At 65.6% G+C, this 25,051-nt stretch carries 21 protein-coding genes and 1 tRNA gene; 9 read left to right on the top strand and 13 right to left on the bottom strand.

The annotated features are described in order from the left end of the window. Positions 1-93 precede the first annotated feature (93 nt). A complete protein-coding gene (locus JC616_RS24585; protein WP_319792907.1) occupies positions 94-2,127 on the bottom strand; it encodes an autotransporter outer membrane beta-barrel domain-containing protein in 2,034 nt (677 codons plus the stop codon). A gap of 153 nt (positions 2,128-2,280) precedes the next feature. On the opposite strand from JC616_RS24585, the gene flgA reads away from it, so the two are divergent. From flgA to JC616_RS19335, 5 genes are all read left to right on the top strand, one after another. Beyond that, a complete protein-coding gene (gene flgA / locus JC616_RS19355) occupies positions 2,281-2,955 on the top strand; it encodes a flagellar basal body P-ring formation chaperone FlgA (RefSeq protein WP_227104876.1) in 675 nt (224 codons plus the stop codon). 119 nt (positions 2,956-3,074) lie between these two features. Continuing rightward, the gene (gene flgM / locus JC616_RS19350; RefSeq protein WP_019100618.1) at positions 3,075-3,371 is read left to right on the top strand and encodes a flagellar biosynthesis anti-sigma factor FlgM; all 297 of its coding nucleotides are present in this window, start codon (positions 3,075-3,077) and stop codon (positions 3,369-3,371) included. 23 nt (positions 3,372-3,394) lie between these two features. Then, positions 3,395-3,859: a flagella synthesis protein FlgN gene (locus tag JC616_RS19345; RefSeq protein WP_227104874.1), complete on the top strand. Its 465-nt coding sequence runs from the start codon at positions 3,395-3,397 to the stop codon at positions 3,857-3,859. A gap of 162 nt (positions 3,860-4,021) precedes the next feature. After that, positions 4,022-4,942 carry a CobD/CbiB family protein gene (locus tag JC616_RS19340; RefSeq protein ID WP_107800507.1) on the top strand — a complete coding sequence of 307 codons (921 nt, stop codon included), beginning with the start codon at positions 4,022-4,024 and terminating at the stop codon, positions 4,940-4,942. A gap of 115 nt (positions 4,943-5,057) precedes the next feature. After that, the gene (locus JC616_RS19335) at positions 5,058-6,395 is read left to right on the top strand and encodes a DEAD/DEAH box helicase (protein ID WP_227104872.1); all 1,338 of its coding nucleotides are present in this window, start codon (positions 5,058-5,060) and stop codon (positions 6,393-6,395) included. A gap of 356 nt (positions 6,396-6,751) precedes the next feature. Here JC616_RS19335 and JC616_RS19330 read toward each other — a convergent pair. After that, positions 6,752-6,846: transfer RNA gene (locus JC616_RS19330), tRNA-Sec, on the bottom strand. 734 nt (positions 6,847-7,580) lie between these two features. Between JC616_RS19330 and JC616_RS19325 the strand changes: the two genes are divergently transcribed. Further along, a complete protein-coding gene (locus JC616_RS19325) occupies positions 7,581-8,081 on the top strand; it encodes an oxidoreductase (RefSeq protein WP_107800504.1) in 501 nt (166 codons plus the stop codon). A 32-nt stretch (positions 8,082-8,113) separates the two neighbouring features. Further along, complete coding sequence (locus JC616_RS19320) at positions 8,114-9,868, top strand: ATP-binding response regulator (protein ID WP_158274333.1); 1,755 nt, start codon at positions 8,114-8,116, stop codon at positions 9,866-9,868. On the opposite strand, the gene selB is transcribed toward JC616_RS19320, so the two are convergent. Beyond that, the gene (gene selB, locus JC616_RS19315) at positions 9,865-11,748 is read right to left on the bottom strand and encodes a selenocysteine-specific translation elongation factor (RefSeq protein ID WP_227104870.1); all 1,884 of its coding nucleotides are present in this window, start codon (positions 11,746-11,748) and stop codon (positions 9,865-9,867) included. The genes JC616_RS19320 and selB overlap by 4 nt on opposite strands. 69 nt (positions 11,749-11,817) lie before the next feature. Next, a complete protein-coding gene (locus JC616_RS19310; RefSeq protein ID WP_107800501.1) occupies positions 11,818-12,747 on the bottom strand; it encodes a cation diffusion facilitator family transporter in 930 nt (309 codons plus the stop codon). A 166-nt stretch (positions 12,748-12,913) separates the two neighbouring features. Here JC616_RS19310 and JC616_RS19305 point away from each other — a divergent pair, with 166 nt between their 5' ends. Continuing rightward, on the top strand, positions 12,914-13,246 hold the full coding sequence (locus tag JC616_RS19305) for a GlpM family protein (RefSeq protein ID WP_107800500.1): 333 nt from the start codon (positions 12,914-12,916) through the stop codon (positions 13,244-13,246). Here the strand turns inward: JC616_RS19305 and selA are convergent. Next, complete coding sequence (gene selA, locus JC616_RS19300; protein ID WP_107800499.1) at positions 13,229-14,635, bottom strand: L-seryl-tRNA(Sec) selenium transferase; 1,407 nt, start codon at positions 14,633-14,635, stop codon at positions 13,229-13,231. The two genes, JC616_RS19305 and selA, sit on opposite strands and share 18 nt — an antisense overlap. 79 nt (positions 14,636-14,714) lie before the next feature. Between selA and JC616_RS19295 the strand changes: the two genes are divergently transcribed. Next, positions 14,715-15,704: a serine/threonine protein kinase gene (locus tag JC616_RS19295; RefSeq protein WP_107800498.1), complete on the top strand. Its 990-nt coding sequence runs from the start codon at positions 14,715-14,717 to the stop codon at positions 15,702-15,704. 9 nt (positions 15,705-15,713) lie between these two features. Here JC616_RS19295 and JC616_RS19290 read toward each other — a convergent pair whose 3' ends face one another. From JC616_RS19290 to JC616_RS19255, 8 genes are all read right to left on the bottom strand, one after another. Next, positions 15,714-16,916 (bottom strand): EAL domain-containing response regulator, encoded by a 1,203-nt coding sequence (locus JC616_RS19290; RefSeq protein ID WP_227104868.1) that lies wholly within the window; start codon positions 16,914-16,916, stop codon positions 15,714-15,716. A gap of 13 nt (positions 16,917-16,929) precedes the next feature. Continuing rightward, positions 16,930-18,030: a protein-glutamate methylesterase/protein-glutamine glutaminase gene (locus tag JC616_RS19285; RefSeq protein ID WP_107800497.1), complete on the bottom strand. Its 1,101-nt coding sequence runs from the start codon at positions 18,028-18,030 to the stop codon at positions 16,930-16,932. After that, the gene (locus JC616_RS19280) at positions 18,027-18,551 is read right to left on the bottom strand and encodes a chemotaxis protein CheD (protein WP_107800496.1); all 525 of its coding nucleotides are present in this window, start codon (positions 18,549-18,551) and stop codon (positions 18,027-18,029) included. The genes JC616_RS19285 and JC616_RS19280 overlap by 4 nt, the downstream gene beginning before the upstream one ends. Positions 18,552-18,627: 76 nt before the next feature. After that, positions 18,628-20,208 (bottom strand): methyl-accepting chemotaxis protein, encoded by a 1,581-nt coding sequence (locus tag JC616_RS19275; RefSeq protein WP_227104866.1) that lies wholly within the window; start codon positions 20,206-20,208, stop codon positions 18,628-18,630. A 6-nt stretch (positions 20,209-20,214) separates the two neighbouring features. Next, the gene (locus JC616_RS19270) at positions 20,215-20,775 is read right to left on the bottom strand and encodes a chemotaxis protein CheW (RefSeq protein WP_107800494.1); all 561 of its coding nucleotides are present in this window, start codon (positions 20,773-20,775) and stop codon (positions 20,215-20,217) included. A 12-nt stretch (positions 20,776-20,787) separates the two neighbouring features. Next, complete coding sequence (locus JC616_RS19265) at positions 20,788-22,425, bottom strand: methyl-accepting chemotaxis protein (RefSeq protein ID WP_107800493.1); 1,638 nt, start codon at positions 22,423-22,425, stop codon at positions 20,788-20,790. Further along, positions 22,422-24,698: a chemotaxis protein CheA gene (locus tag JC616_RS19260; protein WP_227104864.1), complete on the bottom strand. Its 2,277-nt coding sequence runs from the start codon at positions 24,696-24,698 to the stop codon at positions 22,422-22,424. Before JC616_RS19260 ends, JC616_RS19265 begins: the two co-directional genes overlap by 4 nt. After that, positions 24,688-25,038 carry an STAS domain-containing protein gene (locus tag JC616_RS19255; RefSeq protein WP_107800491.1) on the bottom strand — a complete coding sequence of 117 codons (351 nt, stop codon included), beginning with the start codon at positions 25,036-25,038 and terminating at the stop codon, positions 24,688-24,690. The genes JC616_RS19260 and JC616_RS19255 overlap by 11 nt, the downstream gene beginning before the upstream one ends. Positions 25,039-25,051 lie beyond the last annotated feature (13 nt).

The following is a 25,051-nucleotide window of genomic DNA, read 5'->3' as shown; positions in this document are numbered from 1 at the left end:
GCCGTTTTTTTTTGCGTCCGCCGCGGCGTTAGAGCCTGTTCAAGGCCCCGTTCCATCCCTCTCGCCGACGCGCGACAGACATTGAACAGGCTCTTAAAACGTCAGCGCCACGCCGACATTGCCGGCGGTCTGATTGCTGCCGCTGCGGCCGCTGGCGGCGCTGAGCTGGCCGAACATCGACACGCTCTTGCTCAATTGGGCGCTGAGGCCGGCGGTCCATTCCAGCCAGTCCGCCTTGGGTTTGCCCAGCTTGACGCTGTAATCGCCCAGGGTGGTGGCCAGGCCGGCGGTGACCACGCGGTCGTCGCGCTTGAACTCGTGCGCGTAGCTGAGTTTGGCGTAGGGGCTGAAACGGCCGATGTCGGCTTCCAGCTGCCAGCCGACGCGCGCCACCAGGGAGGTGCCGTTTTGCGCGTTGAAGGCCATGCTGCTGCTGTTGCCTCCTTGCTCGGTGAAGCCGTTCACCTTGACGTGGGCGTAGTCCAGGCCGGAGATGGGGCCGGTGCGGTAGGTGCCCAGCGGCATCAGATAGCCGCCGGCTACGCGCAGGCCGTATTGGCTCTGGCGCGCGCTGCCGTTCAGCGTGATCCGGGCCGCGCCCAGCGAGACCTGGCGACGGGTGTCGATATCGCCGGCGCCGATGTGGGCGTCGCCGTCCAGCCAGAACCGTTCCTGCTTATAGCTGAACAGCGCGCTCATCAAGGTGCTGCGGTCGTCTACGCTGCCCGGCGTGGCGATGCCGTTGATGTTGGTCTTGCCGTTCTGGCGGGACATCGCCAGTCCCAGGCTCAGCGCCGGACTGGCCTGGAAGTCCAGACCCACGGTGTACAGCCGGCCTTGCGGCTTGGCGGATACGTCGTCGTAGCCGACCTTGTCGTCGTTGAAGGCGCCGCTGACGAAGGCGCTGACCGCGCCGACTTCACGCTTCTGCGCGCGGATGGCCTGGTAGCGGCTATCCAGCGTCCCGCCCAACTGGCGGGCGTTGTTCAGCGCGGACTCCGGCAGCGCGCCGGCGAAATAGGGCGCTTGCAGCAGGCCGTATATATAGTCGCCAATCAGCTGATAGGCGGCCGGAGTGGGGTGCAAGGCATCGGTGAATAGATAGCTTTGCCCGGGTATGACGGCGGCCAGGCAGTACAGCGCGGACTGAGGGCAGGCCGCGCCGGAGGTATTGCTGAAGCCATAGGCTTGCGGATTGGCCAGAAGCTCCGTGAACAGACCCGATATATTGGCCCTGACTATCCCGTGTTGCAGATTGCCGGCGCTAAGCGCCATGTCTACCAACTGGTTGTAGCCGCTGGCGCCTTTCTGAAGATTGGGCTGCACCGCGGCGTAAACGCTGCTCAGCGTGCCGGCGCTCAGACCGGCGGCGGTCTCCGCCTGGCTTAGCGCCTGATTGATCAGGGCGGGGGAATTGCTGGTTTGACCGGAGCTCAGTATCTGCCATGCGGCGCCCCAGGCGGCGACGACTTTGCCGGCGTTGCCGGCGCCGGGCAGAGCGGTCTGAATGGCGGCGAGCACAGAGAGTGGAGCCGCCGAGATATCAGGCAGATTGGGCAAGATGATGGTATTGGCCCCGGCGGCCTTGAGCGCGGCCACGGCTTGTACGGTGTAGCCGGCGGAGGCGCCCAGATAGGCGGTCGGATCGCTTTGGCTGCCGGCGGCAATGACGTCGTTGCCGCCTATCCAGATGGCGTAGGCCGCGTTGGGGTCGGCTTTTTGGCCTTTCTGGCCCAGATAAGCGTTGATCTGGCCCGGCAGGTCTGTGACCGCGATCGCATCGGCTGCAGGGGTCTGGCTGGGGGTGTCCGGATTGGTGTTGGGCGGGCTGGCCGGCTGCGCGCGCGCATCGCCCTGAGCGTAATTATTGCCCGCAGTATTGGCGATGTGGCTGTTTAGGCTGTTGTTGGGCGATACGTTCTGGCCATAGTGCTTGGCCAGGACTTCGGCCCAGCCGGTGCCGTAGCCCAAGGTCCAGCGGGCGTTGGACGGCAGGCCGCCCAGGCCGCCGAAGGCGCCGGTGTCGGTCAGACTGTCCCCGAAAAAATAGAAATTGCTATAGGCGTTGGCGGCGGCCGGCAGGGCCAGCAGAGTGGCCACGGCCAGCGTGTTCAGGCGCTTGCGCATTTGGAATGTCCCCTTCCGGATAAAACTTTGGTTTTATTTAATTTAGATTTAAGAGTCTAAGCTCTATTCGAACGATTATTTGAATGTATGTATCGCATTGTCAATAGCGGCCCCAGGCTGCAGCCCTGGGCCCGCTTGCGCTAGAATGCGGGAATGCGACGTTTACTACTGTGGATGATGTGCTGCGCCTGGAGCGTGGCGGCGTCGGCCGCCATGCAGGATCTGGGGCGGCTGGAGGCTTTGGCCGGCGATTTTCTCAAACACGAGTTGTCGATGCGGCCGGCCACCTGGACGCTGGGGCAGCTGGACCGCAAGCTGGCGGTGCCGGCCTGCGCGCAGCCCAAGGCGGATTGGGCGACGCCGGGGGTGACTACCGGTTCCACCTTTGTCGCGGTGTCCTGCCCGGAACTGGGGTGGGCGCTGCGGATTCCGGTGCGGATCAATGAAAAGAAAATGGGCGTGGCTTTGAGCCGCGCGGTGGCGGCCGGCGAGGTGCTGAGCGCCGCCGACCTGCGCCTGGTCGAGGTGGCCAACCCCAGCCTGGCGCGCAATGTGCTGGACGATCTGCAGCAGGCGATAGGCAAGACCATGCGCTCCGGCGCGCCGGCCGGCGCCTGGCTGCGCAGCTTCATGGTGCGCGCGCCTTATCTGGTGAACAGCAACCAGCGGGTCAAAGTGGTGGCCTCGGGCGAGGGCTTCGCCGCGGCGGCCGACGGTTTGGCGATAGGCAATGCCGCCGAGGGCGAGCAAGTGTCGGTGCGCATGGCTTCCGGGCGGGTGATACGCGGGCAAGTTCAAGCGGACGGCAGCGTGATGGTGATATATTAGAGACGGTTCGCCGGCAGGTCTCGGCGCGCAGCGGCGGATAATTGGGCGAAAGTCTTCAAGATATTGTTTTTCCGTCCGATAATAGAGGTAATCCAGGTTCCCTTTGGGAAGGCCATGCCATGAAAGTAGATAACTCGGGCAAGCTGTCAGCAAGCTACAGCACCCAGAACAAGGCGGCGCCGCGCGACGCGGCCGCCAACGCCAACCCTGCCGCTAGTGGATCCGACAGCGTGACGATCAACCCTTTGGCCAGCCGTCTGAGCGCGGTGGAAAGCAAGGTCAGCGGCGATTCCGGCTTCGACGCAGGCAAAGTGGCCGCGATCAAGTCGGCGATAGCCGCGGGCACCTTCAACGTCAATCCGGAGAAGATCGCCGACGGCTTGATCGCCTCCACCAAGGAATTGTTGGCGCGCTGAGCGCGCGCAGGTGAGAGTCAGGCATGAACGTTGTTGAAGAATTCTGCCAGCTGTGCCGGGCCGAGAGCGCTCTCGTCACCCGGCTGATCGCGTTGCTGGAGCAGGAACAGAAGGTGCTGGTGCAGGGCTTTGACGTTCAGCTGGACGCCCTGGCCGAGAGCAAGAGCGGCGTGTTGGACCTATTGGCCGTCAGCGCCGCCCAGCGCGGCGAATTGATGCGGCGGATCGGCGTGCAGGACAGCGAGACGGTTTACATCTGGCTGGCGGACAAGCCGGAGGCCAGCCTGGCCTGGACCGGGCTGGAAGAGGCGATCCAGCGGGCGCAGAGCATCAATCAGCTCAACGGCAGCTTCATCGATCAGCGCTTGTCGCTGGTGGAGGGCGCGCTGAACACCTTGAAGGACGCCGCCGCGTCCACCGTGGGCTACGACAAGGCCGGCCAATTGCCGGAACTGGCCGCCGGGCGACGCTTTCTCGGCTCCGCCTGAGCGTTTGAAGCCGCTCCCGAGGGGGCATGCAAGAGCGCCGTTGCAGCGCTCTTGGCGTTTCCGTCCGACGGTTTTAGAGTCTATTCTCAAGGAGCAGTGGGAATGCCCTGGCCTTTATGGTATCTTCCTCTCCGGGCCTGAGAAAACCACTATCCGGAACCAATGACCCTGATTTCCTTGATTATCGCTCTGGCACTGGAGCAGTTGCGGCCCTTGGGCAATCGCAATCGCGTCTGGCTGCTGTTCACCCGCTACGCCAATCATTTGGAACGCAATCTGAATGCCGGCTCCAACCGTCATGGCGTGTTGGCGTGGTCCTTGGCGATCGTGCCTGCGGTCTTGCTCAGCTTGCTGATCTATTACGCGCTGCACGCCTTGAGTCCGATTCTGGCGATGTTGTGGAATGTCCTGGTCTTGTATCTGACCATGGGTTTCCGCCATTTCTCCAGCGCGTTCTCCGAAATCTCCCAGGCCTTGGCCGAAGGGCGGGATCTGGACGCGCGCGCCTCCTTGGCGAACTGGACCGGACAGGGCACCGCGGAGTTGTCGGTTGAGGAAATTTCCCGGCTGGCGATCGAGCAGGGGGTGGTGGACAGTTACCGCCACGTGTTCGGCACCATGTTCTGGTTCGTGCTGTTGCCGGGTCCGGCCGGCGCGCTGTTGTACCGCCTCTGTTCTATGCTGAATCAGAAATGGGGCAACCGCGACGCGAACGAGGACCCGTTCGGCCGTTTCTCGGCCAGCGCCGCCGCTTGGCTGGACTGGATTCCGGTGCGTTTGACCGCCGCCAGCTTCGCCATCATGGGCGATTTCGAGGATGCGGTGTATTGCTGGCGCTCCCAGGCCAAAACATGGGGGAACTACGCTAATGGCATTTTGTTGGCTTCGGCCGCGGGTGCGATCGGCGTGAAATTGGGCGATCCGCTCAGACAGGATTACTCCATACGCTTCCGGCCCGAACTGGGCTTGGGCGACGAAGCGGACCCCAACTACCTGAAAAGCGCGGTTGGTCTGGTCTGGCGTTCCGCCTTGCTATGGTTGGCCGTAATCCTGCTGCTCAGCGTCGCAAGCCACATGGGCTGACGACCCAACGCCGCCGTCCGGGCGGCGTTGCCTTGTCCGTTCGTGTCATTTGAATACGGGGGCGTGTTGGCGCATGCGCGCAACAGGCCCCGCGAGTTTTGCAGGAGTGTTGTCCATGCTGTTTTCCGAACTCGGGTTGTCTCCCGAGATTCTGCGCGCCATCGAAGAACAGGGCTATTCCCAGCCCACCCCGATTCAGGAAAAGGCGATTCCTCTGGTCTTGTCCAGCCGCGATTTGCTGGCCGCCGCTCAAACCGGCACCGGCAAGACCGCGGCCTTCATGCTGCCCATTCTGGAGCGCCTGAAGAAATACGCCAATACCAGCGTGTCGCCGGCGATGCATCCGCTGCGCGCCTTGGTGTTGTCGCCAACCCGCGAGTTGGCGGATCAGATCGGCGTCAACGTCAAGAGCTACACCAAATACCTGCCGCTGCGCGCCACTACGGTGTTCGGCGGGGTCAATATGGACCCGCAAACTCAGGAACTGCGCCGCGGCGTTGAGATCCTGATCGCCACGCCGGGCCGCCTGCTCGACCACATCCAGCAAAAAACCGTTCAATTGAACAAGGTGGAAGTGCTGGTGCTGGACGAAGGCGACCGCATGCTGGACATGGGCTTCATTCAGGACATCCGCAAGATCATGGGCATGCTGCCCAAAGAGCGTCAGACCCTGCTGTTCTCCGCCACTTTCGCGCCGGAGATCAAGCGGCTGGCCGCCGATTTCATGAAGTCGCCGCAAACGGTAGAGGTGGCGCGTCAGAACGCCACCAACGATCAGGTCGAGCAGATCGTTTACTCGGTGGACGCCTTCAAGAAGCGTCATCTGCTGACGCATCTGATCAAGTCCCGCGACATGAGCCAGGTCATCGTGTTCTGTAAAACCAAACTCAGCGCCGATCGTCTGGCGCGCGAGTTGCAGCGCGACGGTCTGCAAGCCGAAGCCATTCACGGCGACAAGGCGCAGGGCGCGCGTCTGGAAACGCTGGCCTCGTTCAAGGAAGGCAAGCTGCGCGTGCTGGTGGCCACCGATGTCGCCGCCCGCGGCCTGGATGTGACGGAGCTGCCCTATGTGGTCAACTTCGAGCTGCCGAACGCCCCGGAAGACTATGTGCACCGGATTGGCCGCACCGGCCGCGCCGGCGCCAAGGGCGTGGCGATCTCTTTGATGTCTCCGGAAGAAACCCGCCAGCACGACTCCATCGAGAAGCTGACCAAGCAGACGCTGACGCCGCAGATCGTGGACGGCTTCCGTCCCTCCTGGCTGGCGCGCCCCAACGAGCGCGAACGCGAGCGGGAGCGCCCGTCTGCGCCGCCCAAGCCGGAGGCTTCGGTTCTGGCCGGCTCCTCCGAGGGCGTGAAGAAGCCCTTGAACGGCCGCCGCAGCCGCAAGGCGAAGCGGGAAGTGCCGGCGCTGTTGCTGCCGCCGCGCTACAAGGTGGAAATCATTCGCTGATTGGGCGAACGAGCAAGGAACGGTCCCGAACGGGGCCGTTTTTTTATGGGCGTCGGCGGCACTTCCCGCCGGCCGCGGAGTCGGATGTCTGGGCGGTTTGCCCTGGGCGAGGAGAGCGCGATGCGGGTGAAATGGCTGCATATCGGTGTGGGCGGCGCGATGTTGGGCGTTGGCGCGGCGGCGGGAGCGACGACGACGGCTTGGCCGGCGTCGAGAAAAACCGAAGCCAAACCCGCGCCGGTGTCGGTGATGGTGGCGGAGGCGCAGCGACTGGAGCGTCTGCGCGCGCTGGTGAAGCAGCATGCGATCCAATGCCATTGCTCGCTGTGCCTGGGGCTGGGCGCCGCCGAAGCGAATGGCGGAAGAGAACAGGAGTCGAACCTGCCCGGGACCGCTGGCGGCCCCATCTGATTTTGAAGACCAGCCGCCCCACCGGGGACGCGTCTCTTCCTGCGAGCGAGCGGGCTCTTGGCCCGATGGCGTCCGGGCGACGCCAGCGCGCATTATATCGCGGAATCGGAATCGGGATCGGAATCCGTTCACGATCGGTCGCGCGGCAAGGAGACGGGGAAAGGGCCTTGAGCACCGCTTTGAAACGAGGATGAGCGGCTAGTGCGATCCGCTTCCTCCGCCTCTGCCGGCCTGCCTTGTCTTGCTGGCGAGAGGGTGAACCGGCGATAAGTTAATTTTATGCCTGATAAATAAAATGAATGTCTTGGCCTCGCCTCATGCCGTTAGAATGGAGAGCCCCGCCGAACGCGCCGCAAGAGCGTCGGGGCATTCCGTCTACCGAGAATAAAGGAAATCAGCATGAAGCACGTTCTGTCCCTGTTTATCCAGCTTTGCCATGTCGCCGGCCGTCCGGGGCTGCGTCGCGGCAAGTAAAGCATGGCCGGCGACGCCGGCGGAGCCAAGAAAAAGCGGCCCAAGGGGCCGCTTTTTCATTGCGCGCGGCGCGCCGCCCTGGCGGCGGGTCGCGGCTACTGTCCCATGGGACTGGTCTGGATGCGGGCGGATGGCGTTTTGTTGGACGGCTTGATATATTGGCCGTAAATATTTTAATGGCATTTTTGTTCTAATTAGATTCAATTATTTTGCTTGTGAAATCAAAGTTCAAATGTCATGAGTCCGGCGCGTGAAGCCGCCGGGCCAAGGACGCGGGATGAGCAGGGTTGGGAGCTTGGCATGGGGAAGAGCGGGAAGGCGGTCTTGAGCGGAGTGGCGCTGGCGTGTTGCGTGGCCGCGCTTCATGCCGCGCCGGGGCCTGTGGTGTTGACGGTGTCGGGCAAGATCAGCCAGTTCACCAATAAAGAAAAGAATGTGTACGAGTTCCGTGAGCAGGACTTGCAGAGCTTGCGTCAGCATTCGGTGGTGACCCGGACCACCTGGACGCCGCAATCGGTGTTCAGCGGGCCGCTGATGCGGGACATTCTGGCCAAGGTGGGCGCCAGCGGCCAGAAGGTCAAGCTGCGGGCCCTGAACGATTACGTGTACTGGATAGACCGCCGCGAGTTCTACGACTTCGACGTGGTGTTGGCGCGCTCGGTCAACAACAAGCCTTTGGACATCACCAACCGCGGTCCCTTATGGCTGATGTATCCGCTGGATCAAATGCCGGAGGACAAGAAAGGGCCGGTGATGGACGCCAAGCTGGTGTGGCAGATCAACCGCCTGGTGGTGTTCTGATGCCGGCCGGCCAGGAGGGCTCGGGACGAGCGATGAACAAGTCGATGCTGTCCGGCTGGAAGGGCATCCCGGCGCTGGCCTTGCTCGGCTTTTTGCTGTTGGGCATCGGCGTTTACATGGCGATCGAGCGTTATGTGCCGGCGCGCAGCTTTGAGGGGCGCAGCGAGGATTTGTACTGGTCGGTGGCGCAGATGCAGCTTGAGCTGGAGAAAGCGCGCGCCGACTTATTGCGTTTGAAGGCGGGGGAAGTTCCCGAGTCGCAGGTGCAATTCCGGCTGGCGGTGGCCAACAGCCGTTTCCTGGATTTCGTCACGCCGTCCAAGATGCAGGAGATGCTGAGCCGCGTCGATGGTTTCAAAGGCACAGCCAGCCTGCTGCAGGATTTCTTCGAGGACGAAAACATCCTGCATCCCAGCGTCCGGAGCGCGCAGCAGAACATAGACCGCATCGACAGCATCCGGCCGTCGCTGGCGGAGTTCGCGGTCCAGGCGCGCGTGGCCGAGGTGTCTTCGCGCGACGCGCGCAACAAGGACTTGCGGCACAACCAGCAATTGGTCGCCTCGCTGTGGTTTGCGCTGGGCGGCATCTGCATGGTGATTTTCGTGCTGCTGTACCGCTATCAGGGCGCGCGTCGCGACGCCGCCGCGCGCCAGCAGCTGCTGGAGCAGGAGCGGGCGGCGCACAAGGCCACGGTGAACGCGGAGCTGGACCGCACCACCTTCCTCGCCACGCTGAGCCACGAGATCCGCTCGCCGCTGCAGACCATGCAGGTGTGCGTGGAGTTGATCGAGCCGGACATCGATCCGGCCGGCAAGGCCGCCAAGGCGGTGGGGCGCTTGAAAACCTGCATGGCGCATCTGATGACCCAGGTGCGCGACATCATGGACATCTCCGCGATCAAGAATATGCAGTTCCGGCTGCATATCGGCGATGTGGACGTGGCGGCGACCTTGAACGAGGTGATCGACGTGCATCGCGCGCAGTTGGACGGCAAGGGCTTGGGCCTGCATGTGCGGCTGGGCGAATTGCCTGAGACGGTGAAACTGGACGGCGACCGCTTGCGGCAGATCGTCGGCAATCTGCTGACCAACGCCATCCGCTACACCGATCACGGCACGGTCACGGTGGAGGCCGGCGTGGACAGCGCCGACGGTCGCAATATCCTGGATATCCGCGTGATAGACACCGGCATCGGCGTGCCGGAGGAGTTTCAATCGCGCATCTTCCAGCCGTTTTTCCAGGGGCACGCGCGCCGGGTGGGCAGCAGCGGGCTGGGCCTGGCGGTGGTCAAGGAACTGGTGTCCTTGCTGGGCGGGGAGCTGGAGCTGAAGAGCGTGGTGGGCGTGGGCTCCGAGTTCATCGTCCGCTTGCCCATCGTGGTGCCGGATCAGCCGCCGGGGCCGGAACGTTCGGTGCTGGTGGTGGACGACGACAAGAATATCCGAGAGCCGTTTTCCGATTGCCTGCAAATGAACGGCTACGCGGTGTCCACCGCCAGCTCGGTGGCGGAAGCCTGTCAGAAGCTGCAACAAGCCAGCTTCAACGTGGTCTTGCTGGACATGCAGCTGGGCAATGAGAGCGGTTATTCGGTGGCGGAGGCGCTGAAGCGCAGCGTGCGCCACCGCGGCGTGAAAATCATCGCGATGACCGCTTACCCGGAGGAATACGCCGATCCGCGCGCCGCCTGGTTCGCCGCGCGGCTGGAGAAACCTTTCGATATCAGCCGGTTGCGCGCGGTGTTGGGCCGGGCGCTGGAATCGCCGTCCGGCCCTGGACACGCAGGTTAGTCGAACAGCCGCGCCTCGCGCAGCAAATGCCTGTCCCCCAGGCGGCGGGTGAAGCCGCAGCGGTCGAAATACTCCAGGATTTGAATCGCCAGCTTGCGGCCGCAGCCCAGTTGGTCGCGGAAGTTGGCGGCGTCGGCGTAGCCGGCGTCCTGATTCAGGCTGTGCACGATGGCCGCCATGCCGCGGATCGCCGCGCTGGAGAAATAGCGGTCCCGAACCACGGCGTGGACATGGCCCTGCCTCGCGGCTTTGCGCAGCACAGCGCGCGCCGTGTCCTCCTCCACGCCGGCCGCCGCGGCCAAATCCCGCACCCAATGCGGCTGTCCCTGATCGGTGAAAGCCGGCTCCAAACGCCGCCACAGCGCGGTCTCTTCCGCGTCGAAAGCCAGCACGTGGCCGGGCAGATGCAGCCAGCCGCGGGTATTGGCCAGCCTTCCCTCCGCCAGCAATTGATCGATCATCAAATTGACCGCGGCCTCGCTTTCCTGCGGCAGCGCCAGCCGGCGCGCGCGGCCGCGGCTGGCGCCCAGTTGGTCCGGCTGCTGGAGATGCAGCGCCGCCAGCCGTTCCAGCAGCTGTCCTTGCAACTCCGCCCAGTGTTCCGGCGCGTAAGCGTGCTGGCCGGCGGTGAGCAGCGGGGCGGCGCGCAGCAGCTCCGCCAGCCCGGCTTCGCTCAATTGCCGGTCCCAGGCGAGATCGGGCAGGGAAAGCGCCTGTCGGCTCAGGCGCAGCCGCAGGTTCTGGACGTTGTCGCTTCCGGCCGCGGCCAGGGCGCGCAGATGGGCCAGCCGTTCGTCTTGGCGCTTGCCGCGCGTAGGCGGCTGCCGTTCCAGCACCGTGGCGCAGGCCAGGGTGTGCTGCGCGCCGGCGTCGCGCAGGATCAGCTTGTCGCCGTCGGCCAGGTGCAGCGGCCGGTCCAGGCTCAGTTCAGCCAGTCCCTCGTCGCCGGGATGGAGTTGCGGACGTTCCAGCAGGGCCACCCGGCCGGTGCAGTGGCTGGCGGCGTGATGGAGATGGACGGCCTGCCAGTGGCGCAAAGTGGCGTGAGCGGCCGGGGCCAGGCGCAAGCGCACGCTGACGCGGACGGCCGGCGCCGGCGCCGCTTGCTCCAGCAGCCAGTCGCCGCGTTGAATCTGTCGTTTGTCGATGTCGCCGACCAGGTTGAGCGCAATGCGCTGGCCGGCCTGGCCTTGCCGCGCCGGCTGGTTTTGCACGTGCAGGCCGCGCACGCGGACGGCGACGTCCTTGCCGCTCAGCCATAGGGCGTCGCCCACGTTCACGCGGCCGCCCCAGGCGGTGCCGGTCACCACCAGGCCGGCGCCGCCTATGGTGAAGGCGCGGTCTATCGCCAGGCGGAAGCGACGTTCGGTTCCGGCGGCTTGGTCGCGCAGTTGCAGCAGATGCCGCCGCAAGACGTCGACGCCGGCGCCGCTGCGCGCGGAAACCGGCAGCAGCGCAGCCGCGCGCAGGCCGTGTTCGGCCAGCGCCCGCCGCGCCTCGTCCATGACGCCTTCCAGCGCTTCCGGGCCGGCCAGGTCGCTTTTGCTGATGGCCACGGTCAGGCTGTCCAGTTGCAGCAATTGCAGGATGGCCAGGTGTTCTCGGGTTTGCGGCATCACGCCGTCGTCGGCGGCGATCACCAGCAGCGCGTGGCGCACGCCGCCGACGCCGGCCAGCATATTGCTCAGGAAACGCTCATGGCCGGGCACGTCGATGAAGCCGATCGCGCCGCCCTCGGGCGTCGGCAGATAGGCATAGCCCAGGTCTATGGTCATGCCGCGCTTTTTTTCTTCCGGCAGGCGATCGGCGTCGGTGCCGGTCAGGGCGTGAAGCAGGGCGGTCTTGCCGTGGTCTACGTGTCCGGCGGTGGCGATAATCATGGCGGGCGAAGCGGCAGGGGTAAAAGGCCAAGTATCGCCAGAAATGGCGGACTTGGCCATGGGCTGGGCTCAGCGGACGGGCGAGGGGTCCGGCAGATAATGGCCGGCGGGGTCGATGTGGGCGAGCACGTCCAGCACCGGGTGCCGCTCCAGCACGCGGTGGCGCGCGGCTTCCGAGATGGCGTGGGCCTGTTCCACGCTAATGGCGCCGTCCACTTCCAGGTGCACGTCCACCTGGATCAGGTCGCCCATCTTGCGGGTGCGCAGATCGTGCACGCCGTGAATGCCCGGGGTGCTCAGCAGGGTCTGGCGGATGGCGGCGACGGCGTCGTCGTCGGCGGCGCGGTCCATCAGGTCGTGCATCGCGTCCCAGCCGAAGCGCCAGCCCATGCGGGCGACCAGCAGGCCCACCAGCAGGGCGGCCACCGGGTCCAGCAGCGGATAGCCCATCAGGTTGCCGATGATGCCCAGCGCCACCACCAGCGAGGAGGCCGCGTCGGAGCGCGCGTGCCAGGCATTGGCCACCAGCATGCTGGAGCGCACGCGCTTAGCCACCGCCAGCATGTAGCGGAACAGCGCCTCCTTGACCGCCAAGGCCAGCAGCGCCACCCACAGGGCGACGGCGTGGACGGTGGGAATGGAGGCGGGGTCGTGGAATTTCGCGGCGGCGCTGTACAGCATGCCCAGGCCGACGCCCAGCAAGAGCAGGCCCAGGATCAGCGAGGCGGCGTTCTCGTAACGGTGATGGCCGTAGTGGTGATCGTTGTCCGGCGCTTTATGGCTGTGTTTGCCGGCCAGCAAGACCACGAAATCGGCGATCAGGTCGGACAGCGAGTGCAGGCCGTCGGCGATCAAGGCGGAGGAGTGCGCCAGCGCGCCCACCACGATCTGGGTGGTGGAGAGGATCAGGTTGACCGCGACGCTGACCAGCGTGCTGACGCGGCCGGCGCGGCGTTTCTCTACGCTGTCGCCGTCGATGGCGTGATGAGTGTGGGCCATGGCAGTGCAGTCCGGCAGTGGGTGGGATGCCCTGATTATCGCACAAAGGCTATTAATTTTAAAAAATTGATTGTTTTTATTAATGAGAATGAGAACAAGAATGAACCTCAGCCGCGGCGGGGACGCCTTGTGACACAATTGGGGTTTTCCGGGAACGGGGAGGGGAATGGCTTTATTGCTGAAAAGCGCCTTGGGCGCGCTGGCGGTGCTGTTGATCAGCGTGTTGGCCAGGTCCAGGAATTACTATATCGCCGGCCTGGTGCCGCTGTTCCCCACTTTCGCGTTGATCGCGCACTATATTGTCGGCAGCGAGCGCGGCGCGGCCGAGCTGAAAACCACCTTGCTGTTCGGCATGGCTTCGCTGCTGCCTTATTTCATCTATTTGCTGGCCCTGTATTGGCTGATAGACCGCTGGCGGCTGGGCGCGGCCTTGCTGGGCGCGGCGGCGTGCTGGGCCGCGGCCGCCGGCGTCTTGATCTGGCTATGGACGCGCCAATGAGGCCAGATTGGCGATGAAGCCGGCTTCGTCCTCCAGACAGCGCAGGTCCAGCCACAGCCTGCCGTCGGCCAGCCGGCCGATCACCGGCTGCGGCAGCGCGCGCAGCGCTTCGGCCAGCCGTTCCAGCGTGCCGCCCCGGCCGTCGGCCGGCGAAACCGCCAGCGCCCAGCTGGGCAGCCGGTCCACCGGCAGCGAGCCGCTGCCGATCTGGGACAGGCAGGCGGCGCCTTCCACCAGGTAGTCCGTTCCCAGCGCCGCGCTCAGCGGGGCGAGCAAGCGCTCGGCGCTGGCGCGCATCGCCGCTTGCGGGCGGCTCAGCCGGCGCAGCGTCGGCAGCGTGTCGGCCAGCCGGTCCGGTTCCAGATAGAGGCGCAGCGTGGCTTCCAGCGCCGCCAGCGTCATCTTGTCGCAGCGCAGCGCGCGTTTGAGCGGGTGCTGTTGAATCTTGTCTATCCATTCGCGCTTGCCGATGATCAGGCCGGCCTGCGGGCCGCCCAGCAGCTTGTCGCCGGAGAAGCTGACCAGGTCAACGCCAGCGGCGATCATCTGTTGCGGCATAGGCTCGTGCGGCAGGCCGTAGGCGGCCAGGTCGATCAGCGCGCCGGAGCCCAGGTCGGTGGCCACCGGCAGGCCGCGTTCGCGCGCCAGTTCCGCCAGTTCCGCCTCCGCCACGCTGCTGGCGAAGCCCTGAATCGCGTAATTGCTGGTGTGGACCTTGAGCAGGAGGCCGGTTTCCGCGGTGACGGCGTTGCGATAGTCCTTCAGATGGGTGCGGTTGGTGGCGCCCACTTCCACCAGCCGGCAGCCGGCCTGACGCATCACGTCCGGCATGCGGAAGGCGCCGCCGATCTCCACCATCTCGCCGCGGGACAGGATCACCTCGCGGCCGGCGGCGACGGTGGACAGCATGATGAGCACCGCGGCCGCGTTGTTGTTGACCACGCAGGCGGCTTCGGCGCCGGTGAGTTCGCGCAGCAGCTCGCTGACCGCCTGGTCGCGGTGGCCGCGGCCGGCACCTTGCAGATCGAATTCCAGCGTGGCGGCTTCGCGCATCGCCGCGGCGACGGCTTCCACCGCGGCCTCGGCCATCGGCGCGCGGCCCAGATTGGTGTGCAATACGGTGCCGGACAGATTGAACACCGGCCGCATCCGCATGCGTTGCCGTTCGGCGACCCGGTCGCCGACGGCGGCGGCCAGGCTGTCGTCGCTGTCGGCCCAGGCGGGCAGCGCCTGTTGTTCGCGTATGGTCCGGCGCGCCTGCTCCAGCGTCTGGCGCACGGCCTCGGCCAGCGCGGCGTTGCCGTGGCGGCCCAGCAGGCGGGCCAGGCGCTCGTGGCCCAGCAGGCGGTCAACGGAGGGCAGGCGGGTGTACAGGTTCTTCAGGTCCATGGAAGCTTCCGGCGCAATGTCAGATTCCTTCATTTTACCCGCTTACGCTCGAGCGCTGCCGGCTGCGTATAATGCCTGGATGCAGACACATCAAACGCCTCCCTTCGCCGGCCTGACGCCGGACGCCATTCTCGACGCCGTGGACAGCCTTGGCCTTTACAGCTCCGGCAGCCTGCTGGCGCTGAATAGCTATGAGAACCGGGTTTACCAGATCGGCATCGACGACGCCGCGCCGCTGGTGGCCAAGTTTTACCGGCCGGAGCGCTGGAGCGATGAGCAGATTCTGGAGGAACACGCGTTTTCGCTGCAATTGGCGGAGCGCGAGATTCCGGTGGTGCCGCCGCTGGCCTTCAAGGGCGCCACCTTGCATCATCACGGCGGTTTCCGTTTTGCTTTGTTTCCGCGTCGCGGCGGCCGGGTGCCGGAGTTGGGCGACGCGCGCACGCTGGAATGGATAGGCCGCTTTCTGGGCCGCATCCACGCCTTGGGCCGGGTGGAGGATTACGCGCGGCGGCCGGCTTTGGACGCGGACAGCTTCGGCCGCGAGCCGGCGGACTATTTATTGCGGCACGCGGACTTGCCGCCGGAACTGCGCGAAGTCTTCCGCGGCGTGCTGGAGCAGGCGCTGGCCGGCGTCGACCGCGCTTACCAGCGCGCCGGCGCGGTGAGCGCGCTGCGGCTGCACGGCGATTGCCATGTCGGGAATATGCTGTGGACCGACGACGGCCCGCATTTCGTCGACTTCGACGACAGCCGCATGGGGCCGGCGGTGCAGGATTTGTGGATGCTGTTGTCCGGCAGCCGCGAGGAGCAGTCGGCGCAACTGGCCGAGGTGCTGGCCGGCTATGAGGATTTCTGCGAGTTCGATCTGCGCGAGCTGCATCTGCTGGAGGCGCTGCGCACCTTGCGCTTGATCCATTACAGCGCCTGGCTGGCGCGGCGCTGGCACGATCCGGCCTTCCCGGCCGCCTTCCCCTGGTTCAACAGCCAGCGTTACTGGGAGGAGCAGATACTGACGCTGCGCGAACAGATTGCGCTGCTGGACGAGCCGCCGCTGTGGTCTGCCTGAGCGTGCGGTTCAGCCGGTGCTGGCTTCCTTGCTTTGCTGCATTCTTTCCTTGACCCAGCTTTCGAAGTGGGGCGCGTCCATGGGCTTGGCGATGAAATAACCCTGGCCCATCAAGCAGCCGCGGTTGCCCATGAAGTCCAGATCGGTGGTGGTTTCTATGCCTTCGGCCACCGTGGTCAGCTGCATGCGCTGGGCCAGTTCGATCACGCTGTTGAGCACCGCCTCCAGATGAGGCTTGGTGGACACCGAGGTGACCAGCGACTGGTCGATTTTCAGTTCGGTGAACGGGAAACGGGTCAGTTGCTGCAAGGTGGCGAAGCCGGTGCCGAAGTCGTCGATGGACAGGCCCAGGCCGCCCAGGCGCAGCCGGGCGGCGATGCCGATGGCTTCGGCCAGATTGTCGGCGATGGCGGTTTCCGTCACTTCGAAAATGATGAAGCGCGGCGGCACATGGGTGCTGAGCAGCCGCTGTTCGATTTGCTGGGTCAGGTCGTCACCCTTTAGCGACAGCGCCGACAGATTGACCGACAGCGGCAGCCGCAGGCCGCGGCGCGCCCATTCCTGCCATTGCTTCAGGCCCTGGTCCAGCATGCTCAGCGTCAGTTCGGTGGCCCAGCCGCTGGCCTCCACCACCGGGATGAAACGGGCGGGGGAGACGATGCCGAGTTCCGGATGTTGCCAGCGCGCCAGCATTTCCGCGCCCTTGAGCAGGCCGCCGTTGAGGGTGACCTTGGGCTGGTAGTAGGGAATGATCTCGCCCTTGTCCAGCGCTTCGCGCACTTCCACCTCGCTGAACAGTTCGGCGTGATGGTCGTCGCCGCCCTTGGGCGTCCACACCCGTTTGAGCAGGTCCAGCAGCTCGGGCTGGCGCAGCGGCTTCTTTAGGCCGCCGAGCACCGGCAGGCCCAGTTCCCGCCCCATCAGCTCCACGGTGGAGATCAGCAGGTAATCCTTGCTGGAGGTGACCACCAGCGGCGCGCCCAGGCCTTCTCTGGCCATGTGCTGCATCACTTGCACGCCGTCCAGCTTGGGCATTTCCAAATCCAGCAGGATCAGGCTGGGAAGCTGCTCGCGCATCCGCTCCAGGCCTTCCTCGCCGTTGGCGGCCTGGCGGATCTGCTGCGCGCCCAGGCCTTGGCAGATCTCGCAGCCGTGCTGACGCTGCAAGGTGCTGTCGTCGATGATCAGGACGTCCTGGATATCCAGTTGCATGGTGTTTCCTCGTTCAACGGCAAATCGCCTTGGCGATGGTGTCCAGCGGCATCACTTCGTCGGCCGCGCCCAGGCGGATCGCCTCCTTGGGCATGCCGAAGACCACGCAGCTTTCCTCGTCCTGGGCGATGGTCTTGGCACCGCAGTCGTGCATTTCCTTCAAGCCCTTGGCGCCGTCGTCGCCCATGCCGGTCATGATGATGCCCAGCGCGTTCTTGCCGGCGAACTTGGCGGCGGAGCGGAACAGCACGTCCACCGAGGGCTTGTGGCGGCTGACCAGCGGGCCGTCCACCACCTCCACCAGATAAAAAGCGCCGCTGCGCTTGATCATCATGTGCTTGCCGCCGGGGGCGATCAGCGCGCGGCCCGGCAGGATGCGGTCGCCGTTGCTCGCTTCCTTGACTTCGATCTGGGACAGGCTGTCCAGCCGCTCGGCGAAGGAGCGGGTGAATTTTTCCGGCATGTGCTGGACGATGGCGAGGCCGGGGCAGGTGCGCGGCAGCGCGGTGAGCACGGTTTCCAGCGCCTGGGTGCCGCCAGTGGAGGTGCCCACGGCGATGATGCGTTCGGTGGTGGCGAACATATTGCCGCCGGTGGGCGCGGACAGGATGGCGTCGGCGGACAGCTTGGGCCGGGTCTCCAGCGGATTGGACGCCGGCGCGGCGCCGCCGGGCGCGGAGCCGCCGGCCGAAGGCATCACCCGCACCCGGTTCATCCGGGCGGCGGCGGCGCTGCGCACCGCGTGCACCAGCTGATTGGCGCTTTCCTCCAGGAAGCCCTTGACCCCGGCCATGGGCTTGGCGATCACCTCCACCGCGCCGGCGGCCATCGCCTGCATGCTGATGTCGGTGCCTTTCTGCGTCAGCGAGGAGCAGATCACCACCGGCGTGGGCCGGCTGGCCATCAGCTGCTTGAGGAAGGTGATGCCGTCCATGCGCGGCATCTCGATGTCCAGCACGATGACGTCCGGCCACTGCTGCTTCATTTTTTCCATCGCGGCGATGGGGTCGGTGGCCACATCCATCACCGTCATGCCGGTTGCCTGGCTGAAAACCTGGCTCAGCACCTGGCGAACCACTGCAGAGTCGTCCACGATCAGCACTTTGATAGTCATGCCCGAGTCCTTGCCTTATGGTGTGCGGAAATCCTGCTCATGTCCGCGTCCTGCGTCTGTTTTACCCACACATCGCCCGTGGCCAGATCGAACATCACCAACCGCGGGCTGTTGCCGCCCAAATCCTCCGCCTGCACCGATAGTCCGAGCTGCTTGACCAACTGGTAGGCCATGTCGATATTGCGCGAGGGCACGTCGTGCGGCTGATCGCGCTCGACGCCGGCCAGCACCGCGGCGCCGCCCACCAGCTTGGCGTGGAATTCCTGCAAGGGCAGGCCGGAGGCCAGCACCTCGTGCAGCATCAGCAGCATGGCTTCGTCGCCGTAGCGGCCGGACAGCGCCGTCGGTCTGCGGTCGGTGCGCCGCGCCAGCAGGTAGTGGCACATGCCGCCGATCTTGGCCTTGGGGTGCCACAGCGTGATCGAGACGCAGGAGCCGAGCAGCGTGCGGATCTTGTGGTGCTTGTCGCCGAAGTACCAATCGCCGGGATGCAGGAATATATCGACTTCTTGTTTTGTCATTGCCAGGGCCTTTGCGCCGAAAGTCGGCCAAGCGACCGGTTCATTCGTTTCAATGTAGAACAGTTGCCGCGCCGTTTCAGGGCGGATTCGGCGCGTCCTCCGCCGCCGCGCCCGATTCCCGGACCAGGAAATAGGCGATTTGCTGTTGCAGGCGCGCAGCCTGTTTGTGCACTTCGGCGGCGGTGGCGGCCAGGGCTTCGCTGTTGGCGGTGTTGCGCTGGGACACGTCGCCCAGGTGTTCCATCGAGCTGTTTACCTGGGCGATGCCGCGTGCTTCTTCCCGGCTGGCGGTGCTGATGCCGCCCACCAACTCCGCGGTGGCCGCGCTGCGCTCCAGAATGCCGGACAGCGCGCGCGCGGCCAGACGCGCTTCATGGCGGCTGCGCCGGGCCAGTTCGCCGATTTCCCGGGCGGCGTTCTGGCTGCGTTCCGCCAGTTTGCGCACGTCGTCGGCCACCACGGCGAAGCCGCGGCCGTGCGGGCCGGCGGTGGCGGCTTCGATGGCGGCGTTGAGGGCCAGCAAATTGGTCTGGTAGGCGATGTCCTCGACGATTTCTATGCGCCTGGCGATCTGCTCCAGCGCGCTTTCCGCGGTCTGCACCGCTTGCTTGCCGTCCGCCACCTGGCGCGCGGCGTCGTGCGCGGCGGCGTTGGTCAGTTCCGCCTGCGCCAGATTGCTTTGGCTGACTTCGTGCATTTGGGCGCAGGAGTGGGCGGTGGCGCCGACGCTGAGCGCGGCGGCCCAGCTGTTTTGCGCCAGCGCCTCGGCGGTGGCCCGGATTTCCTGGGCGCTGTCGGCCAGTTGGTCGGCGCTGCGGCGCACGTCCAGGATGATGTCGCTCAGGTGGCGGCTGCAGTAGCTCAGGGTGGCGTGCACGCTGCGGCGCGTTCCGGAGGGCGGCCTGTCGCCGCGGGAGAGCCGGCCGGCGGCCATCTCGCGCATGCGCTCGGCCAGCGCGTCGGGCTCGGCGCCCAGAATGCGCCACAGATTGCGGTGGATGGCCCAGGCCAGCGCCAGGCCGGCCAGCGCGCTGCCGCCGGCCAGCGCCATCAGCAGCGTTTTCAGTTCGCGGCCGCGGCGCTCCGCTTGCAGGGCGGCTTGCTGGCGCAAGGCGTGCGCTTGTTCGCGGACTTGCCGCAGCGGGGCGAGCAGCGCCGGCGCGGCCTGGTCCAGCGCTTTGCGGGCTTCGTACTTCTGATTGGCGGCGGCCTGGCGCACGCCCTGGTCCAGCATGGGGAAGGCCAGGCCGCGCTGGGCTTGCAGCTGCCGCATCGAGCGTTGCAGCGCGTCCTTGCCCGGCGCCTGCTGCCGTTCGATGGCGTCGGCCAGTTTCCGCTCCAACTCCAGATAGCGGCCGCGGGCGGCCAGATAGCGCTCCCGCCAGGCCTGGATGTCGCGGCGGCTGGAGACGATGATCAGCGAGCGGTAGTCGATGCGCATTTCCTGGATCTGGACGTGCATGCGGTCGCTGAGCCGGGCGTGGCGGCCATAGACTTGGGTGATTTCTTCCAACTGGGTATGGAATTGCTCAAGGCCGTAGAGCCCGGCGGCGATCAGGGCCAGCAGCAGGATCAGCAGCGCGCCGAAGCCCAGTTTCAGTTGCCGGGAGACGGACAGGGCGCTTCGGCCGGGCGCGGGGACGAAGTGGGCCGGCATCGCCGCTCAGGCCTTTTCCGTCTGGGTTTCCGCGGCGGCGTCCTGTTGGCCCAGGCTGGAGATCAAGGCCATTTCATCGACCGACAGCACTTTGTTGACGTTGAGCAGCACGATGAAATGGCCGTCCAGCTTGGCCATGCCGGCGATGAAGTCGACGCGTATCTTGCTGCCGAACTGAGGCGGCGGTTCGATATCGGCGTCGGGGATGGCCAGCACCTCATGCACCGCGTCCACCAGAATGCCGATCAGCTGCAATTGTTCTTCGCCCTCCACTTCGATGATGACGACGCAGGTGCGGCGATTGATTTCGGTTTCGCCGCGGGCGAAGCGCAGCGACAGGTCTATCACCGGCACCACCGAGCCGCGCAAATTCATCACGCCGCGGATGAAGGCCGGCATCAGCGGCACGTGGGTGGGTTTCAGGTATTCCAGGATTTCGCGTATCGCCAGGATGCCGATGGCGAAGACGTCGCCGCCCAGCTGGAAAGTCAGGTATTGGCGGGCGTCGGCCTGCGGTTCGGCGGAGGCGGCGTTGTCGTGCTTGCGCTGCAGATGGAGCGGTTTCATGGCGCTGTCCGGTTAGAAACGGATGAAGTCGGACTCTTCCGCCAGCGGCGGGTGCAGCGGCTTGTGCGGCAACAGGGGCTCGCGCCGCGCGCGCGGCGCCGGGTGGAAGGACTCGGCGGCGCCCAGCTTGAAGTAGCCCATCAACTCGTGCAGGTGCTCGGCCTGATCGTTCATTTCCTCGGCGGTGGAAGCCAGCTCTTCGCTGGCGGACGCGTTTTGCTGCGTGGTCAGGCTCAGTTGCTGGATGGCGGAGTTGATCTGGCTGACGCCGCTGGCCTGTTCATTGGAGGCGGCGGCGATCTCCTGCACCAGGTCGGCGGTGCGGCTGCTGGAGCGGACGATTTCCTCCAGGAACTGGCCGGCCTGCTCGGCCAGCTTGACGCTGCTGCCGGCCACGCCGCTGATTTCCTGGGCGGCGATCTGGCTGCGCTCGGCCAGCTTGCGCACCTCGGCCGCCACCACGGCGAAGCCCTTGCCGTGTTCGCCGGCGCGCGCGGCTTCGATGGCGGCGTTGAGCGCCAGCAGATTGGTCTGGTAGGCGATGTCGTCGACGATGCCGATCTTGTCGGCGATCTGGCGCATCGCCTCCACGGTGCGGCGCACCGCCTCGCCGCCTTCGGCCGCCTCGCGCGAGGCCTTGGTGGCGATGCTCTCGGTGACGCGGGCGTTGTCGTTGGTCTGGCTGATGGAGGAGGACATTTCCTCCACCGAGGCCGAAGTTTCCTCGATGCCGGCCGCCTGCTCGCTGGCGGCCTGGGACAACGCCTGCGAGGTGGAGTTGATCTGTTGCGCGGCGCTGGACAGCGCCTCGGAGCCACTCTTGACCTCGGCGATGATGTTGCGCATCCGTTCAATGGTGACGGCGATGGCGGCGCACAAGCTGCTTTGGTCGCCCGGACGCAGCCGGATTTCCGCGTCCAGATTGCCGTCGGCCACCTGGCGCATCACCTCGGACACATAGTGCGGCTCTCCGCCCAGGGTGCGCAGCAGATTGCGGGTGATCAGGGTGGCCAGGCCGGCGCTGATCAGGGCGGCCAGCAAGGACAGCGCGATCATCACCCAGTGCGCCTGTTGATAGCTGGCGTTGGCCTGATTGGCCAACTGGTCGTTGAGTTTGTCCTCCAGGTCCGCCAGCGCGGTCAGTTGCTGGTTGAAGGCGACCATCTGCGGCGCGATCTCGTTCTGCATCAGTTTCTTGGCTTCGTCCTGACGCCCTTGATTGGCCAGGTCCACCGCCTTGTCCACCATCGTGAGCGTGGCCGGCCGCATGTTCTGAATGCGGCTCATCTGTTCCAGCTCCTGGGGGGTGTTGTTGTCGGCCTGCCGGAAGACTTCGGCCAGTTTCTTTTCCCTGTCCATATAGGCGACTTTGCTCGCCTGATAGGCTTGCAGCGCGCTGTTGATGTCGGCGGGCCCCTCGGCCAGCATCACATTGCGGTAGGCGATGCGGATGTCCTGGTTGTCGCTGATCAATTGGCGCGCCAGCCGGCTTTCCACATTGTTGACCTGGGTGATGTCGCGCAGGGCGATATTGCTGATCTCCAGCCCGTACAGCGCCGCGCTGACGCAGATCAGCATCAGCGCGATGATCAGGCCGAAGCCCAGGCCGAGCTTCTGCGCGATGGACATGCCGTGTTTGTATTGGCTCATTGGGCGCTCCTATCCGTTTTCGCCGCGGTGTTTGTGGTGCCAGCTTCCCATTCCCGGGCGGGAAGCAGCGCGTACCGCTCCGCCTCTTTTTGGGTGGCATGGTGGATCAGGGCGGGCACGTCGAGAATCAAGGCGACTTCGCCGGTGCCCAGAATGGTGGAGCCGCTGATGGCCTTGAGGTGGCGGAACAGATTGCCCAGCGGCTTGATCACGGTCTGGAATTCGCCCAGCAGCGCGTCCACCACCAGGCCGGCCTTGCGTTCGCCGTAGTGCACCACCACCACGTTGCGGCGTTTGGCCGCGACGGCGGGCAGTTCCAGAAAGCCGTCCAGGCGCAGCAAGGGCAGCAGTTCGCCGCGCAGATTCAGGCAGTCGTGAACGCTGTCCTTGTCCAGCGCGGCGGGCAGCTCTATGCATTCGATCACCGCTTCCAGCGGCACCACGAAGGTGGCGGCGGCGACTTCCACCAGGAAGCCGTCGATGATGGCCAGGGTCAGCGGCAGCCGGATGCGGAAGGTGGTGCCTAAGCCCAGTTCGGATTCGATGTCTATGGTGCCGCGCAGCTGCTCTATGCTTTTCCTCACCACGTCCATGCCCACGCCGCGGCCGGAGATGTTGGTGACCTGGTCCGCGGTGGAGAAGCCGGCCTCGAAGATCAGGCGGAACACGTCCTGCTCCGGCAGCGCCATGTCGGCGGGCAGCAGGCCGCGCTCCACCGCCTTGGCCAGGATGCGCTCTTGGTTGAGGCCGCCGCCGTCGTCGGCCACTTCGATCACGATGCTGCCGGATTCATGGTAGGCGTTGAGCCAGACATGGCCTTCGGCCGGCTTGCCGCCGGCCAGCCGGCGCTCGGTGGTTTCTATGCCGTGGTCGATGGCGTTGCGCACGATGTGCATCAGCGGATCGCCCAGTTTTTCCACCATGGATTTGTCCAGCTCGGTCTCCGCGCCGGAGATGTGCAGCTGGATGTCCTTGCCCAGTTCGCGCGAGACGTCGCGCGCCACGCGCGGGAAGCGGTTGAAGATTTCGCCTATCTGTATCATGCGCATGGACAGCGTGCCGGCGCGGATCTGTTCGATCAGATTGGCGATGGTCTGGGTGGACTCCACCAGCGCGCTTTGCTGCGAGCGGCGCGCCACCAGATTGGCGGCGGCGCCGGCGATCACCAGTTCGCCTATCAGATTGATCAGGCTGTCCAGTTTGCCGGCCTCCACTTTGATGAATTTGCTTTCGGCCGATTTGCCGCTTTTGGCGTCGCCGGCGGTTTTGGCGGCGGCGCGCGCGGCGGGCGCTTCCGGCGCGGCGTCGGCGGGGGCATCGGACACGGCGTCGGCGGCAAGCGGTTCGTCCGGCGCGAACTCCACGATTTCCACCGACGGCGCCGTCGCCTCTGCTTCGGCGAACGCCGCTTCCGGCTCGGCGGCATCGGCTGCGGGCTCCAGGCCAAAGCGCAGCCATACCGCCTGGACCGCGTCGGCCTCCTCCCGCGGCGCGCTGGCCAGGGTCTGAGCCTGCTGCCGCGAGCTGGGCGGCCACGGCCAGATATGGACCTCGCTGTCTTCGCGCGCGAACTCGAAAACGTCCAGCAGCGTCTGCTGCGCCTCCTGGCTGCGGTACAGCGCCTCCAGGCGCAGATAATTGGTTTCCGGATTAAAGTCGTCGCCGCTTGGCAGCTGGGTGGCGACGGCCTCGATCCGGTCGATCTCGCCTATGGTGGCGAGATAGCGGATAAAGGACGACGGGTCCATGCCGTTGCGCAGCATGTCCGGACCGAAGCGCAGCGACAGCAGCCATTGCTCCGGCAGCGGCGCGGCGGGCTCGGGCTGCGGCTCGGACGGCGCTTCCGTTTGCTCCATCCCGGCCGGCGCCTCCTGGGCGGCCGCGCCGCCGGCGGCGCGGCTGTAGGCGACCAGCTCGTCCAGCAGCTCGGTGCCGGCGAAACGCTCCAGGTTGTCCTTGGCCGCCAGCGCGGTCAGCATTTCCTTGACGTGGTCGTGGCAGCGCAGCAGCAGGCCGGTCAGCATATCGTCCAGCCGCAGTGCGCCGTCGCGCAGCAGGTCCAGCACGTTTTCCACTTCATGGGTGAAGCCGACGACGACGTCCAGGCCGAACAGCCCGGCCGAGCCCTTGATGGTGTGCATGGAGCGGAACAGGGCGTTCAACTGTTCCGTGGTGGTGGAGTCGGCTTCCGCGTCGAGCAGAATGCTTTCCATCTCCCCCAGCAGATCGTTGGATTCTTCGAAGAAGGTTTGCAGCGCCAGTTCAAGATCCATGCGCGACCTCCTCCAAAGAGAGCTGGCCTTGCAGGCCCACCAGGCGGATGAAGTCCAGCGAGGCCGGGCTGGGGGCGATGAAGCGCAACGCGACGTCCTTGCGCAGGCTTTCCCGGCGCAGCCACAGCAAGACCTGGGCGATGGCGCAGTCCAGCTCTCCGACGCAGGACAGGTCCAGTTCGATGGCGGCGTGGCCGGCGAGGGCGGCGTGGAGCTGCTGATGCAGTTCCGCCGCCTGGTAAATGGTTTGTTCTCCGCTGAGCGTCAGTTGGAAAACGGCGGCGGCCGGCGCGGCGGGCGCGCTGTCTTTGGCGTCTGGTTTTTTGCGGGCGCGCGGCATGTCGGGCTCCCGA

Origin of the sequence: Chromobacterium rhizoryzae (genome assembly GCF_020544465.1) — a bacterium.
Classification (GTDB): domain Bacteria; phylum Pseudomonadota; class Gammaproteobacteria; order Burkholderiales; family Chromobacteriaceae; genus Chromobacterium.
Note: the sequence above shows the minus strand (reverse complement) of the source record. Positions and strands in the feature narration are given on the sequence as shown.